The organism is Paraburkholderia sp. SIMBA_027, assembly GCF_046535315.1.
Taxonomy (GTDB): Bacteria; Pseudomonadota; Gammaproteobacteria; order Burkholderiales; family Burkholderiaceae; genus Paraburkholderia; species Paraburkholderia tropica.
This window is the reverse complement of sequence record NZ_JAWRWY010000697.1, coordinates 1-268: the sequence shown is the minus strand read 5'-3', so window position 1 is coordinate 268 and position 268 is coordinate 1. Positions and strand designations below refer to the sequence as shown.

Below are 268 nucleotides of genomic sequence, written 5' to 3'. Positions count from 1 at the left end.
AATCGAATCAGGAGTCAGGAGTAGCTGAACATGTTGATGGTGTACAATCAATGAACTTTGAAGTTACAGATATGAGCTCTCTTGTCGAAGGTGAAAACATACTCTCAGTTGAGATCCATGAAGATAAGCCGGATAGTACGGATGCCTTTTTCTTCTTGGAGTCTATGCATCTACAGCGAAAAAAATTAAACGAACCCGATATAGATGTTAGTAGTGTAATATTATCTCCAGGAAAAGGGGAAGGAAACGTAAAGGTTAATTGGTTAAC

General features: G+C 38.4%; 1 protein-coding gene. It reads left to right on the top strand.

What is annotated here, in order from left to right; genetic code table 11:
• The coding region (locus tag SB764_RS40820) for a hypothetical protein (RefSeq protein ID WP_410866870.1) at positions 1-268 on the top strand (268 nt) is incomplete at both ends.